This is a genomic window from Candidatus Methylospira mobilis, assembly GCF_009498235.1.
Lineage (GTDB): Bacteria > Pseudomonadota > Gammaproteobacteria > Methylococcales > Methylococcaceae > Methylospira > Methylospira mobilis.
Map to the genome: position 1 here is coordinate 2119098 of NZ_CP044205.1, position 14241 is coordinate 2133338.

The following is a 14241-nucleotide window of genomic DNA, read 5'->3' on the forward strand; positions in this document are numbered from 1 at the left end:
GAGGGTCTGAAGTTCGATGCGCTTCGGAGCGGCAACTCCTTCACTCATCCTGCTAGTGAGTCTGCTCGCTTAAAACCGGTGTCGTTTATGGTGGATACTTTGACAAACGCCGGGAAGTAGGGCTTTTCAGTATTGGGCCAGTCTCGGAAGAGACTGGCCCAAGGTATCCTACCGAACTGTTTTCCTTGTGTTTTGCTGGAACGATCACTCCGCGGAAGACTCGACGGGAGTCACCACTTACCTCAGCAGCCAACAATGGAAAATGAATGTTCCCATTAATAAAGGGGCTTATCGATTAGTGATGATGACCGCCCGGACCATGCACATGGCCATGTTCCAGTTCAGCCTCGCTGGCGTCGCGCACCTCGACGATTTCGACATCGAAATGCAGCGGGATGCCCGCCAGCGGGTGATTTCCATCAAGCACGACCTCATCGCCCTCCACCGCCAGTACGGTCACCATTTGCAGCCCTTCCTGCGTTTCCGCATGAAACTGCATGCCCGGCTCTATATTTTCGACTCCTTCGAATGCCGTGCTTGGCACGCTTTGAATCAGTTCGTCGTCGCGCACGCCGTAAGCGTCTTCCGGTTCAACGCGTACGTTTAAACGTTCGCCTGCGGTTTTGCCTTCCAGGGCGCGCTCCAGTCCGGAGATGATATTGCCTGCCCCCTGAATGAAGGCCAGTGGATCATTGCCTTCTGAACTATCGAGCACTTCGCCCGCTTCATCGGTCAATGTATAGTGGATAAGAACCACTTTCTGCGGTGCGATTTGCATGTAAATTTCTCGGTTGAGGGTTAGAATTCCGCATCATATAGTCTTTCCTGGGCATACGAAAGTACCATCCCCCGACAAAGTCAAATTTCCCTTATGAAAATTATCAAAAACGGCTTGCTGGAGCACGCCCTGCAAGCAGAATCGCCTAACAGCAACGTGAGGCCGGATGAAACCGATATTTCGCTGATCGTAATTCATTGCATCAGCCTGCCGCCCGGCGAATTCGGAGGTCCCTGGATCGATCGATTATTCAACAATACTTTGCCGGGTGATGCCCATCCGTATTTTCATGGCATCCAGTCACTGAGAGTGTCCGCCCATCTGCTTATCCGGCGCGACGGCAGCATCACTCAGTACGTTCCTTTTCATAAGCGCGCATGGCATGCCGGCATCTCTTGCTATAAGGGCCGTGAAAACTGCAATGATTTTTCCATCGGCATCGAATTGGAAGGCACGGAAACCGCGGACTATGACCCCGCGCAGTACGACAGCCTTGTCACCGCTATTGGCGCGCTGGCCGACACTTATCCCGGTGTCTGCGCCGATCGGATCGTGGGGCATAGCGAGATCGCGCCAGCGCGCAAAACCGATCCGGGTCCCAGTTTCGATTGGGCTTTTTTTCGACAACAACTGGCGCGAGGGAAACATGGAGCTATCTGAAACAATTGTATTGATGATTTTTAAATCAATGGTTTATTATGATGGTTTGCGAAAATATCCGCAAAACCGGCCTTTGTCGGGTTCAGCGCGGCATTGACGCGGCCTTATATTCCAGCCTATTCTCCCCAGCGGTTTTCCAGAGTCAAAACCACGCGTCGCCGGGCAGCTGCACACTGCAATATTTCGTGTAGATACCTGATATAAGAACGTTAAGGAAATGTGCTGCCCGACAGCATTGCCAGAGAGTGGAAGATGCGCCTTAAACCAACAATAAACAAAACGACGGTCAAAACTTATGAGCAACGTTGATCTTGATCTTGTTAAGCAATACCTGATGAATCTGCAGGATGAAATATGCGCGGGACTGGAAGGCGAAGAAAGCTCCGCCCGTTTCATCGAAGATGTCTGGCAATATGAAAGCGGCATAGGGGGCGGACGCACTCGCGTGCTCAGCGGCGGCGAAACCTTCGAACAGGGCGGCGTTAATTTTTCGCACGTCATAGGCAGCAATATGCCGTTGTCGGCAACCGCGCATCGTCCGGATCTTGCGGGACGTTCATTCCAGGCGGTAGGCGTTTCGCTGGTAATCCACCCCCGCAATCCTTATGTGCCTACTTCGCATGCCAATGTGCGATTTTTCCTGGCGGAGAAGGAAGGCGAAGCGCCGATCTGGTGGTTCGGCGGCGGTTTCGACCTGACGCCTTATTATCCTTACGAAGAAGACGCCATCGCCTGGCATAAAACCGCACGCGCCGCCTGCCAGCCGTTCGGCGATGAAGTCTATCCGCGTTTTAAAAAGTGGTGCGACGAATACTTCTTTCTCAAGCATCGCAATGAGACGCGCGGCGTCGGCGGGTTGTTTTTCGACGATCTGAACGAATGGGGTTTCGAGCACAGCTTCGCGTTTTTACGCAGCGTCGGCGATCATTATATTCGCGCCTATCGTCCTATCGTCAATGCGCGCAAGCATCAGCCCTATGGCGAGCGTGAACGCGAGTTTCAGCTTTATCGCCGCGGGCGTTATGTGGAGTTCAATCTGGTATATGACCGCGGCACACTGTTCGGTCTGCAATCCGGCGGGCGCACCGAATCCATATTGATGTCGCTGCCTCCGGTTGCGCACTGGCGCTATAACTGGAGACCGGAACCCGGTACGCCGGAAGACAACCTGTATACCAGCTTTTTAAAACCTCGCGATTGGCTGGGTGTGAAATAATCGTGGAATAAATCCTTATCCCGTCTTCCATGCAGAACAGCGTCCAGGAAACTGCAGAATCGCTCATCGCCTGCAGAGGCTATGATCAACCGTATCGCAAACCCCGGCTGTGGAAAGAGGAAAAAGCGTTGCGCATCTATTGTCGCGCGGTATTGCGCGTGCGCAAACGCGGTGGCCTCGACCTTGTTCCTGCTTCCTGCCTGCGCCAGCCTGTTCCGCGCAAACCGAACGGGCTGAACGCGCTTTCGGGTGCTGCGCCTATCTCATCGATATCTCTGCCAACCTGTTGTCGACCATGACCGTGGTAATGCCTGACCTCGACGAACCCGGACACCCTACTCAGCGGCGTCAAGGAAGAAGTGATCGCCTGCGTCGAGATAATCACCGTGTTCGCCGCGATGCGCTTCTACCCGCATCCGCGCCAGGATAACCTCGAAACTCTGCCCATGTAAGGAAAAGGAATAAGCATGTCCCCAGCTTCAAAAGAACCGAACAAAACCGCAATGGCAAGCAAGCCGCTTCTGCAAACCGGAGAAGCTCTGGTGGAAAAAACCAGAGGTCTTGCGCTGGTGTGGGTCATTCCGCTGATAGCGCTGGCGATCGGTGTCTGGCTGGCGTACAAGACGCTCAGCGCCCAGGGGCCGACCATCACTATCGCATTCAAGGAAGCGTCCGGTCTGGAAGCGGGTAAAAGCAAGATCAAGTATAAAAACGTCGAAGTCGGCACCGTCGAAAGCGTAGAGCTTAGCGAAGACCTGAATCAGGTTCTGGTCACCGCGAAAATGGACAAACACGTTGCCGGCCACCTCAGAGAAAATGCTGTTTTCTGGGTGGTCAAGCCGCAGTTCGGTCTGAATGGTGTATCCGGTCTGGATACGTTGCTTGCCGGCAATTACATCGGCGTTGAATTCGGCAGCGGCGGTGAATCGATGCGCAAATTCAGGGGGCTGGATCAGCCGCCTCACGTCAGCGCCGACACTCCCGGGCGCTCATTCCTGCTTTCGGCGGATAGCGCGGGTCCGCTGGGTTATGGCACGCCGGTCTATTTTCGCGACATTCTGGTCGGTCAGACTGTCGACGTAAGGTTGACTGAAGACCGGCAGAGCGTGCAGATCGAAATATTTATCAACGCCCCTTTCGAGCGTCTCATAAAAGACAGCTCGCATTTCTGGCAAGTCAACGCCATCGATCTGTCGATGGGTGCTCAGGGCGTCAACCTGAAGGTCGGATCGCTGGTATCGTTGCTGAGCGGTGGTATCACTTTCGAAACACCCGGCCTGAACGACTCTGATATCCCGCCCAGCGCCGCCGACACCCGCTTCAGGCTGCACAAGGATTTTGCAAGCATTGCCGAAGGGTCTTATACAGTACGAAGACCCTTTCTGCTCTATTTCGACGATTCCGTGCGAGGTTTGAACATCGGGGCACCGGTAGAGATCAAGGGCATCCGCATCGGCACGGTAACCGATGTACAGTTAGAGGTGAATTTCGCCACCAACAAGGTCAGGATTCCCGTTAAGGTGGAAGTCGATCCCGAGCGTTTGATCCCATTGGGTGCGGCCGAAGCAGTAAAGCTATACAATGAAGCGCATGCGGCAGAGCTTGCCGCCGGACGGCATCCGGGCATAGAAAAACTGGTTCAGCACGGGCTGCGCGCGCGGCTCAAAACCGGCAGCCTGATAACCGGGCAACTGTTTGTCGATGTCGACTTTTACCCGGACGAGCCGCGCAAGAGCATTATTTACGGCGGGAAGTATCCCGAGATACCGACCTTACCATCAATGACCGATGAGCTGATGAAAAACGTTGGCGAGATCATTGCCAATCTGAAGAAACTGCCGCTCGACAAAATAGGGAAGGAATTACTCGGTACGGTCAAGGGCAGTAACAAACTGATCAATTCCGCCGATTTGAAGGAGGCAACGCATTCGTTGAACCTGGCATTGGCGGACATGCGCCATCTGGCGCAAACCACCGATAAACAAATCGCGACGTTGAGCGCCAGCCTGGAAAAAACGCTGGGGTCAACTGCCAGGGTGCTGGAACAAATGGAACCGGGCGCGCCGATGTCGGTCGATATCAGCAATGCGCTGGAAGAACTTTCGGCTTCGGCGCGCTCCATCCGTGCGTTGACCGACTATCTCGAACGACATCCTGAAGCCTTGCTCAATGGCAAGGCGGGGAGTGGAGCCAAACCATGACATGCAGATTACTGACACCATCCGTATTAACTCTCCTGTTGCTGCTGGTCGGTTGCAGCAGCCCTGAGCCGCATTACTACGTACTTGCCGACAGCGCCTCGGCGGCGCCAAGGACGGTGTCGGCGAAAACGGAAGTTTTTGTTGGCGTGGGGCCTGTCGACTTGCCTGAATATCTGGATCGTCCGCAAATTGTAACGCGCAGCGGCCGGAATGAACTGCAGCTGGCAGAGTTCGACCGCTGGGCGGGATCGCTCAAGGATAATGTCGCCCAGGTGCTGGCTGAAAATCTGAGGACACAATTGCCCGGAAACAGGGTGGCGCTGTATCCGTGGAAACGCGCTGCGGGCATAGACTATCAGGTGACGGTAAAAATTATCCGCTTCGATCGCAGTGTCGATGGCGATAGCGTGCTTAATGCGCATTGGGTCATTTTGGACGGGGAGGGCAAGCAGCTGGCCGCGCATGACGCACATTATGCCGAACCGCCGGCCGGGTCAGGTTATCGCGCCACGGTTGCCGCGATGAACCGCACCCTGGAGCGCTTCGGCAACGATGTTGCAGACGCGATCGGCGCTTTTCGTAAAGCCCTGTAGAGTGAGCTAAGAACCCTGTTGCGTAGTTCTCTTCAGTCGAGCCCTGCTTATTGACTGTCAGCTGCTTGCTTCGGGCTGCGACTTATTGGCTTTTTCCAGCATTTCCCGTTTGCGGCGCGTACTTTCTTCTCGCAAACGTTTTTCGTGTTGCTGTCTGGCCTGCCGCGCTTCGAAGCGTATACGCGCATGCTCGGCTTTGCTGCGTTCTTTCGCCTGAGTGAACAGCAGACTTTTGGCTGCGCGGAAATATTGCACCAGCGGAATATGGCTGGGGCAGACATAGTTGCAGCAACCGCATTCTATACAGTCCATGACCCGGTATTCTTCGATGCGCGGCAGATTTTCCGAGCGACAGTACCAATGCATTTGTTGCGGCAGCAGGCTGACCGGGCAGGCTTGCGCGCATTCGCCACAACGGATACAGGGCAGCGCCGATGCATTGTGATGCGGTATCGTTGCCATGTCCTGCACCAGTACACAGTTAGCCGAGCGCGTGATCGGCAGTTCGTCGCTGGGCAGCGCCCAACCCATCATCGGTCCTCCCAGTATCAGGCGTTCGGCGCGTTGGGTGTAGCCGCCGCATTGCTTCACCAGGTCGCTGATCGGAGTGCCGATACGCACCACCAGATTTGCGGGTTGTGAGACGCCAACACCGGTGACGGTGACGATGCGGGAAGTCAGTACTTCCCCATGAACGATGGCGCGGTAGATTGCGGCGGCGGTAGCGACGTTCTGGCAAACTACGCCGACGTTTGCCGGTATACCGCCCGAAGGCACTTCACGGCCGGTAAGCGCCTTGATCAGCTGTTTTTCACCGCCGGTAGGATAGATGGCCGCTAACGGCGCAATGGCGATGCCGGAATATGTCTCGCTTTGCAGCGTGTGTTCCAGGCTGGCGATGGCCTCGGGCATGTCGTTTTCGATGCCGAGCAGGCAGTTGCCGGACAGACCCAGAATGTGCATCAGTATGCGCGCGCCGCCAAGTACCTCTTCAGGATGATACCGCATCAGCATGTCGTCACAGGTGATATAGGGCTCGCATTCCGCACCGTTCAGAATCAGCGTGTCGATAGCGCAAGCTCCGCCGCCGCGCAGCTTGATGTCGGTCGGAAAACCGGCGCCGCCCATGCCGACAATACCCGCTTCGTGTATATGCCGCAACAGCGTTTCCAACGGATAGTCCGAGTAGTTTTCACCGATTGAGGATGCTTCCCGAGCCTGATCCAGTCCGTCGGTGTTCAGTACGATGCAGCGCCCGGAGAGTCCGGACGGATGCGGTAGCGCGCGCGTTTCAATTGCCGCGATGATGCCCGAGCTCGAAGCGTGAACCGGCGGCGTCAGGTTTTCCGGATCGCGCGCCAGAATTTGACCTTTAAGTACATGCTGACCGGCCTCAACGACTGCCTGCGCGTCCTGGCCGTTACGCATGAACAGTGGAAAAATCAATGTTTCCGGTATCGATGCGACAAGCGGCGCGACTCCGCTCGATTCTGTCTTATGGGTGTCGAGGTGTAAACCTCCGGTAAAATAGGATGTAGTCATCAGTAGGCGCTGGAAAATTAAGGTACCAGTTTAAGCGAAGTTTCAGTTCTGATCATCAGTGCCGATGCGACGAAAGACGTAGACATAAAAAAATCCGAGCGAAAGTCTAATATGTGAACGCCGGTGCGGTAATGCATGTGAGGCTGATACACTGACGGTTTTTAAAGCCGCGCAACGAGCCGTTATTTCCATTAATTTAATTGCGCGCCATATTTTAATCCGGCCATGAAGATTTATGCCAAATATATGTGTTATTGTTGTTATGAATAACCACAGGCATTCGGCGTCAATAAAAGATAGAAAACAGAAAACCGTTGAAAAACAGTGATCATTTGTTCTAACCTATGGTCGCCTTCTTTTCGGGCCAACCTTATCAGCGGAGTTAAAGATGAATAAATTTAAATGCGCTATACTGGGAATTATTTTGTCTATTGCACCTTGGACAGTCTGGGCGGATGCTGTTGACATCAATACTGCAACAGCCGATCAGATTGCAGCCGGTCTCAAGGGCGTAGGTAAAAGCAAAGCCGAAGCCATTGTAAAGGATAGAGAGAAAAACGGCCCATTCAAGTCGGTGGACGATCTTGCCAGGGTCAAAGGCGTGAAAGCCGGTATTATCACCAAAAACCGCGACAACATCACTGTAACCGCGCCTGGGCTCGCTGTACCCGCTATACCCAGACCGGCGGCGTCCGTACCTGCGGTTGCGCCGGCAGTACCCGCTGTACCCGCGCCTGTTGTAAAATAGGCTTGTATCCGCTTAATGCCGTTTCGTGAATGTAACAGGCTCCTTCGGGAGCCTGTTGTTTAATAATCAGTTTTTAAATAAATAACGCAAGTTATATGAAAAAGACCATTAAAAAGGCTGTATTCCCAGTAGCGGGGCTAGGTACCCGGTTTTTGCCTGCAACCAAGGCCAATCCGAAAGAGATGCTGCCGATCGTAGATAAGCCATTGATTCAATATGCTGTTGAAGAAGCCGTAGCGGCCGGGGTAGAGGTAATGGTATTCATTACCGGTCGCAGCAAGCGCGCCATTTCAGATCATTTCGACAAGGCGTATGAACTGGAAAACGAACTGGCGTTGCGCGGCAAGGAAGAGACGCTCAAAATTGTGCAGAATATCGTACCGTCGCATGTCAGCGTGGTGCATATCCGTCAGGCGGAAGCACTCGGCCTGGGACATGCCGTGAGTTGCGCAAAGCCTGTCATCGGCGATGAACCGTTTGCGGTGATACTGGCCGACGATCTGGTGGATGATGGCGCCAGCGGCTGTTTGAGTCAGATGATAAAAGTTTACAACGAATGGCAATGTTCGGTATTGGGCGTAGAACGCATTGATCCCTCCGATACGCAAAGCTATGGTATCGTTAAATCGAATCTGATTCAGCCGGGTTTGGGGCGTCTCGAAGCGATAGTGGAAAAACCGAAACCGGAGAATGCGCCATCGAATCTTGGCGTAATCGGACGCTACATCCTGACGCCTGCGATTTTTGAAAAGCTGGATCAGGTTGGCAAGGGTGCGGGCGGTGAAATTCAGTTGACCGATGCGATTGAATTACTGCTTCATGAGCAGGCCGTACTTTCCTATGAGTTTTATGGCAAACGCTACGATTGCGGCTCCAAGCTGGGTTATCTGGTGGCTACCGTGGAACAGGCGCTGAAACATCCCGAGTTGAAGGAAAGCTTCCGTGCTTATCTGCAAAATCTTGTAGTGGAGTAGTGTTCGTCCGTGTTGACGGATTTCGGAGGCCCATAAAATGGGATTAACCTATGCGAGCATCAAACTGACCAACCTGTTTAGCCGGCAAAGCGTGCAAGTGAGCGCTCTGGTCGATACCGGCGCAACGTTTATGTGCGTGACGGAAGAGATCGCGCTGCAGCTTGGCTTTGACATTGGCGAGGTCATGCAGCAGATGGTTACTCTTGCGGATGGACATCAGCGCAAGGTTCCCAAGATTGCCCCTGTCGAGATAGCGTTCGAGAATCGCAGCTATGTGACCGAGGCGGTTGTGCTGGACAATGAGCCGCTGTTGGGCGTCATTCCTCTGGAGGCGATGGACTTGATGGTTGACTCCCGCCTGCAGCGGTTGATTGTTAATCCCCAGCATCCGAATTACCCTGTGGGTCTTGCGAAATAACAAAATAAGGCTTGCGCCGGGAGCGCATAACAGCTCTGTGTCACGAAAACCGGGATACGTGTTTCAAGGCTACTGACACAGCGTTTTGCGGGCCGGGGGCGCGGTTTGATTATTGAGGGGCGCATAGAGAGTGAAGCCATGAAAAAAATAGGGATTTTCGACGAAAAAGCTCAGTGGTTCCGGGTATTCAAGGCGATGGCGACCCCCAGCAAACACGTAACTGCGCTATTCATACTCACTGTGTTACCGCTTTTTGGGGCGGCCGACGCCTTTGCCGGCAGTCCTTTCTACCTGACAGCCGAGCACAGTTTCGCTGCGGGCGAACCGCCGCAAGTCCGCCTTGATTACACCGTCACCGATCAGCCGATGCTGGTACGCGTGCTGAAGCCGAAAAACCTGGAAAGCTTTCTGGACGGTCAGTTGAACCTGAGCCGCAGTTATGAGGAGCCGGTCAGCGAACTCAATCCGGGACACTACTTTGCCAAGGGCGTTAATGCCGCCGAATCGCCGCTGCGTTTATTTCGCGGCATGCTCGATCCCGATTTCCGTAAATCGTTGCAGGGAACCTCGTTCAACAAGGCTATTATCAATGTTGCGCAAAAACCCCTGGTTTCAGTGCCGCAGCAAATCCTGGTCGCTCCGCCTGCCGGCTTTCAAACCATAAAGGAATCCTATCTGGATTTGCAGAACAATGGCGTTAACGCGCACGATCTGGGCTGGTGGTTCAATCAGGACAGCTGGAGCGAGCAAAACTATAAAGTGCGCAAGATCACCCTCGATCCGTTGCCGGACGGTATCTATCTGCTGCAGGCGGTACAGGGTAAAACCGAGGCGCAATGTCTGATCCAGGTCAGCAGCCTGGCGGTTCAGGTCAAACAATCGAGCGAACAGCTGTTGGTGCGCGTCATCACGCGCGCGTTGCAGCCGGTATCCGGTGCACGCGTCAGTTATCGCGACGCTCGCGAGCGCTGGGTTATGTTGCCGGCAACTACAGATGCCGCGGGCGAGTTACGTTTTAACAACCCCGATGGCTTGCTGGACGGCAAACTGGTGGTGCGCGTCGATGCGCCGGGTTCCGATAGCCCGCGTACCGCGTTGACCAGCACCGACTTTTTGCCCGCGCAAAGCAAGGACGATGCGGTTTTTGTCGTCACCGACCGGCCAATTTTCAAACCGGGCGAAACCTTTTACTACAAGGGCATCGTCCGCAAAATGAACGATGGGCAACTGTCTATTCCGTCATTTCAATCGGGACAGGCCGATATTTCCTTAATCCGCGCAGACGGCAACGCCACCGGTTTGCAGGGGCAGTCGAAGCTCAGCGAATTCGGTTCTTTTTCCGGCAGTTTCGATCTGGACGAAGCGCAAACGCCAGGCCTGTACCGCTTGCTGGCCGATATCGACCACAAGCCGTATGGCGGTGAATTCCGCGTTCGCGATTACGTCAAACCCAGCTTTTATCTGGAACTGATCGAGCATAGCCCCGTCGTAACGCCGGGCCAGCCTTTCAAACTGAAATTCAGGGCCAAGCGTTACAGCGGCGGCGCGCCGCAGAACGCCAGGTTCGAGGTTTTTTTGTACCGTAAAAAATTCGAAGCGCCACAGTTTGTCGACGAGGCCGGCGCCGGGCTGACTGCCGGCAGCGATTATTCCGGCAGCGTCAAATCCGCTACGCAGCTCATCCAGCCGCAGCGTGTGTACAGTTCGATTGAGGAGCGCCAGCAAGCCGATAATCCGGGCAGCGCCTGGGACAGCGCGCCGGGTTTGGCGGAAAACGGCGACGCCGGGTTTGAGTTTACCGTTCCCGGCGGCGATAAGGACAAGCCCGACCAGGAATGGATATATACGCTGATGGTGCGCGCCCAGGATAGCGCGGGAAGCCAGGCGATACTGACCGACAATATTTATGCCACCCTGTCCGAAGCCCAGCCCGCCGTGCGCTTCAATAAAACCATCGCGGCAGTGGGCGAGCAGGACTTGAAGCTGCAAATCCAGTCGAGCTATGCCGATGGCAGACCGGCGGCGCAAGCCGGAGGAGTGATTGATGTATTGCTGGAGCAGCCGGGCGCGGCCAGACAAAGTCTGGTCAAGCTGTCCTTTACCACCGACGCGCAAGGACGGCAGGAACTGGCGATTCCGGCGCTGAACGCTCACGGGCGTTTGAGCGCGATAGCGACACTGGAAACACTGGACGGCAGAAAGCTGCATCATGCTGCTGACTCCCAGCCGGCAACGCTGATTGTTGCGGGCAACAGCGGCGAAGCAGTTGCGGATAACCAGGAACTGGAGCTGTACACATCCAGCACTATACTCAGTCCCGGCGAACACGCCAAAGTATTCGCGCTGTTGCCGAAAGACTGGGGTAAGGGGGAAAGCGGCTCTATTTGGGAAACCGTGGCCGGTACGCGTATTTTCGACAGCCGTAGCGTGCAAGCGCAAGGTCGTAGCCGCTGGTTTGAGGTCAGCGCCCAGCCTGAATACGGCACCGGTTTTTATCATACGGTGACGGTACCGGTTTCAGGCGGAAAATACCGCGAACAAACGCTCGGCTTCCGCATCGTTCCGTGGGACAAGCGGCTGAATATCAACATATTGCCTGAAAAATCCGAAACGGAACCGCTGAAGCCGACGCGGATCAAGCTGGAGGTCAAGCGCGCCGACGGGAGCCCCGCCGCCAACACCGAACTTTCAGTATCCATCGTCGATCGCGCAGTGTATGCGGTACAAGCCGAGTTCCGTCCCGGCGTCTTCGATTTCTTTTATCCGCTGCAACGCATCAATCTTTCGACCTTCTATTCCGACGAGCTGCAAGGCTACGGCTACGCCGATCTGCTGCGCAAGCCCAATTTCGCCCTGAGTGCACTGAAAAGCCAGAGCAAGCTGGCCAAGAAGGCCATGCGCGATACCGCAGGCTGGTTCCCGCACGTTGTCACCGACGCCAAGGGCTGGGCAAGCGTCGATGTCAATATGCCCGCGAATGTGACTGAATGGCTGGTCACCGCGATTGCCGGCGACAGGGAAGGACGGCTGGGCGAAACCACCGGCGGTTTCCGTACCGTGGCCGACGTTTCTGTGGATCTGGTTGGACCGCAGTTCCTGCGTGAAGGCGATGAAACCGATTTAATCGTAAAACTAATCAGCCATGTAGCCCATCCGGTTAAATTGGCCGGAAAATTGCTTTTCACAGCGCCGTTGCAATTGATCAGCGGCGGCACGTCCATTCAATCGGAGCTGAAAGCCAATGATGAATATCGCTGGCCTCTCCGGATTGCCGCCCAGAATCGGCAAGGCAAGGCCGGATTGCAGGTGGAACTGGCCGCTTCCGAGAAAAAGATACGTATCGGCGGTGCGGAAGAGTTCGAAATACCGCTCCGGCCCGCTGCGATGGAACAGGTGTATGCAGGCGTGCAGAGCAGGGATACCCTCAAGACGGAATTTCCATCCGATGCGTCCGTCAGAAAAGTCAGGGTACAAATCAACTCCGGGCTGCTCGGGGCCGCGCTGCAAGCCGCGGAGATGCTGGTTCAATACCCTTACGGCTGCACCGAGCAATTGGCGCACAGCACGATACCGAATCTGGTGTTGATGGATTTGCTGGCCCGCGCCGATGTCAAGCCGGATCAGCTCGGCCCGCTCGCAAAAACGCTGGAACGGGCGCAACAAAACGCAGCAATTGGCTTGCGTAAAATTATACGCAATCAAAAAAGCTCAGGAGGTTTCAGTCTGTGGCCCGGCGAAGCGGACGCCAGCCTGCCGGTCACGTTGATTGCGCTGAAGGCGCTTAAGTTTGCCAGTGATTTGAACGTTGAAGGCGCAGCCGTCTCTTATGGCAAGGGCATGGAGTGGCTCGCACAGCAATTGGGCCAGAACGCCGATATTTCCGCTCTAACCGGCGGTTTTGTGCTGGCGGGGCTGGCCGATGTCGGTGAGCTTTATGACAGGCCCTGGCAGCAGCAGGCCGATTTTGTCAAGCAGGTCGCGGGATCGGCAACCGCGCCGGCCAGCGATCTGATTGATGCGCTGCGCATCGTCAAAGCCTACGAAGCCCAGGACTGGCACAGTTTCAACCAACAGTTCAAGGACAGATTCAAGCTTAAATCGGATTTGATTTTGCGTCTGCAAAACAGTCTGGATCAGATAGGAACTGAGCAGCCGGTCCAGCCGGCAGGCAACCAGGTCGCTTTATCCGAGCAGCTGGGTTTCGGTTTTGGCTTGCCCAGTCTGATGTCCGCCGGGATGGGTACGCTGAACGGTCTTCAGGCTTTGCCGCCGGCGCTGGAATTGAAACTTAAAAAGCAGTTATTGCAAACGCAGAAAAACGGCTATTGGGTTTCGACCTACGATACCGCGCAGGTTATTTTCAACACGCGCGACCTGATCAGCCGGGAAGCGGCCGCGTTGGCGCAGGATAACAAGGCTGCCGCGCGCAAACTGATTGCAATAACGAAGGACGGCGCGCAGCTTGGCTCGCTGGGCCGCATTCCCGGCGGCTATCTTTCCACGTTCACGCAAATCGACGATGACGCGGATTTGAGCGAAATTAGACTGCCGGGACTCAAACCCGATGAAGTGGCGACTTCCACGATAACCGTTGATCTGCCCTATGCATCGGTCGATGCCGTTACGTCGGGCCTGCAGGTCGAACGCTCATTTCGCCGCATCACCGGCAAAGGCAGCGAGCCGCTGGATTTGACGCAAGCGCTCAAACCTGGCGATGTCGTGGTGAGCGAAGTGCATGTCAAACGTCCGGCCGACACGCAATGCTGCGAGACTGCCAGCCGCTTCGTGGTCGTCGAAGACGGCATTCCCTCATTGGCCGAAGGGCAGGAGGCCGATCAGACTTATCTGGCCGACGCAAAAATCCAGCCGAAAGAAGACAGCTACTGGAGCAGTATCAAGGAAACCCAGCGTTACCCGGACCGCATAGTGCGTATCGCCAGAATACAGGCCGGCGGAGAATTTCGTTTGTACCAGGTATGGCGCGTCGCCCGCGCGGGCCGCGCTTCGATAGCGCCAGCGCGGGCTTTCGATATGTATCATGAAGCGGTGAGGGGGAATAGCAAGGCCGATGAAGTCATCGGCGGCGCACTCAATTAAGTTGAAAGCAAGTA

Annotated in this window: 11 protein-coding genes; 8 read left to right on the forward strand and 3 right to left on the reverse strand. The window is 55.2% G+C overall.

What is annotated here, in order from left to right; translation table 11 throughout:
- Positions 1 to 295: 295 nt before the first annotated feature.
- Positions 296 to 778, reverse strand: a complete 483-nt coding sequence (locus F6R98_RS09405) for an FKBP-type peptidyl-prolyl cis-trans isomerase (protein WP_153248795.1) — start codon at positions 776 to 778, stop codon at positions 296 to 298.
- A gap of 93 nt (positions 779 to 871) precedes the next feature.
- On the opposite strand from F6R98_RS09405, the gene ampD reads away from it, so the two are divergent.
- Together ampD and hemF are read left to right on the forward strand one after the other, a co-directional pair.
- The gene (ampD, locus tag F6R98_RS09410; RefSeq protein WP_153248796.1) at positions 872 to 1438 is read left to right on the forward strand and encodes a 1,6-anhydro-N-acetylmuramyl-L-alanine amidase AmpD; all 567 of its coding nucleotides are present in this window, start codon (positions 872 to 874) and stop codon (positions 1436 to 1438) included.
- A 295-nt stretch (positions 1439 to 1733) separates the two neighbouring features.
- Entirely contained in the window at positions 1734 to 2654 is a 921-nt protein-coding gene (gene hemF / locus F6R98_RS09415) for an oxygen-dependent coproporphyrinogen oxidase (protein WP_153248797.1), read from the forward strand.
- Positions 2655 to 2790: 136 nt separating this feature from the next.
- Here hemF and F6R98_RS09420 read toward each other — a convergent pair whose 3' ends face one another.
- Positions 2791 to 3039, reverse strand: a complete 249-nt coding sequence (locus tag F6R98_RS09420) for a hypothetical protein (RefSeq protein ID WP_153248798.1) — start codon at positions 3037 to 3039, stop codon at positions 2791 to 2793.
- An 82-nt stretch (positions 3040 to 3121) separates the two neighbouring features.
- Here F6R98_RS09420 and F6R98_RS09425 point away from each other — a divergent pair, with 82 nt between their 5' ends.
- Complete coding sequence (locus F6R98_RS09425; protein ID WP_228125195.1) at positions 3122 to 4855, forward strand: PqiB family protein; 1734 nt, start codon at positions 3122 to 3124, stop codon at positions 4853 to 4855.
- Positions 4852 to 5448, forward strand: coding sequence for a PqiC family protein (locus F6R98_RS09430; protein WP_153248799.1), 597 nt, complete (start codon positions 4852 to 4854; stop codon positions 5446 to 5448). Before F6R98_RS09425 ends, F6R98_RS09430 begins: the two co-directional genes overlap by 4 nt.
- 57 nt (positions 5449 to 5505) lie before the next feature.
- On the opposite strand, the gene rsxC is transcribed toward F6R98_RS09430, so the two are convergent.
- Entirely contained in the window at positions 5506 to 6990 is a 1485-nt protein-coding gene (gene rsxC, locus F6R98_RS09435) for an electron transport complex subunit RsxC (RefSeq protein WP_153248800.1), read from the reverse strand.
- A 388-nt stretch (positions 6991 to 7378) separates the two neighbouring features.
- Here rsxC and F6R98_RS09440 point away from each other — a divergent pair, with 388 nt between their 5' ends.
- The 4 genes from F6R98_RS09440 (at position 7379) to F6R98_RS09455 (ending at position 14227) form a co-directional block, all read left to right on the forward strand.
- Positions 7379 to 7738 (forward strand): ComEA family DNA-binding protein, encoded by a 360-nt coding sequence (locus F6R98_RS09440; protein ID WP_153248801.1) that lies wholly within the window; start codon positions 7379 to 7381, stop codon positions 7736 to 7738.
- A 95-nt stretch (positions 7739 to 7833) separates the two neighbouring features.
- Positions 7834 to 8712, forward strand: coding sequence for a UTP--glucose-1-phosphate uridylyltransferase GalU (gene galU, locus F6R98_RS09445; RefSeq protein ID WP_153248802.1), 879 nt, complete (start codon positions 7834 to 7836; stop codon positions 8710 to 8712).
- Positions 8713 to 8749: 37 nt separating this feature from the next.
- The gene (locus tag F6R98_RS09450; RefSeq protein WP_153248803.1) at positions 8750 to 9130 is read left to right on the forward strand and encodes a clan AA aspartic protease; all 381 of its coding nucleotides are present in this window, start codon (positions 8750 to 8752) and stop codon (positions 9128 to 9130) included.
- Between the two features lie 138 nt (positions 9131 to 9268).
- A complete protein-coding gene (locus F6R98_RS09455) occupies positions 9269 to 14227 on the forward strand; it encodes an MG2 domain-containing protein (RefSeq protein ID WP_228125196.1) in 4959 nt (1652 codons plus the stop codon).
- Positions 14228 to 14241: the final 14 nt, after the last annotated feature.

Excerpts from the sequence above, each read along its gene's own strand:
- galU (WP_153248802.1), top strand. The coding sequence starts at position 7,834 with ATGAAAAAGACCATTAAAAAGGCTGTATTCCCAGTAGCGGGGCTAGGT.
- ampD (WP_153248796.1), top strand. The coding sequence starts at position 872 with ATGAAAATTATCAAAAACGGCTTGCTGGAGCACGCCCTGCAAGCAGAA.
- F6R98_RS09455 (WP_228125196.1), top strand. The coding sequence starts at position 9,269 with ATGAAAAAAATAGGGATTTTCGACGAAAAAGCTCAGTGGTTCCGGGTA.
- F6R98_RS09450 (WP_153248803.1), top strand. The coding sequence starts at position 8,750 with ATGGGATTAACCTATGCGAGCATCAAACTGACCAACCTGTTTAGCCGG.
- F6R98_RS09405 (WP_153248795.1), bottom strand. The coding sequence starts at position 778 with ATGCAAATCGCACCGCAGAAAGTGGTTCTTATCCACTATACATTGACC.
- hemF (WP_153248797.1), top strand. The coding sequence starts at position 1,734 with ATGAGCAACGTTGATCTTGATCTTGTTAAGCAATACCTGATGAATCTG.
- F6R98_RS09440 (WP_153248801.1), top strand. The coding sequence starts at position 7,379 with ATGAATAAATTTAAATGCGCTATACTGGGAATTATTTTGTCTATTGCA.
- F6R98_RS09425 (WP_228125195.1), top strand. The coding sequence starts at position 3,122 with ATGTCCCCAGCTTCAAAAGAACCGAACAAAACCGCAATGGCAAGCAAG.
- rsxC (WP_153248800.1), bottom strand. The coding sequence starts at position 6,990 with ATGACTACATCCTATTTTACCGGAGGTTTACACCTCGACACCCATAAG.
- F6R98_RS09430 (WP_153248799.1), top strand. The coding sequence starts at position 4,852 with ATGACATGCAGATTACTGACACCATCCGTATTAACTCTCCTGTTGCTG.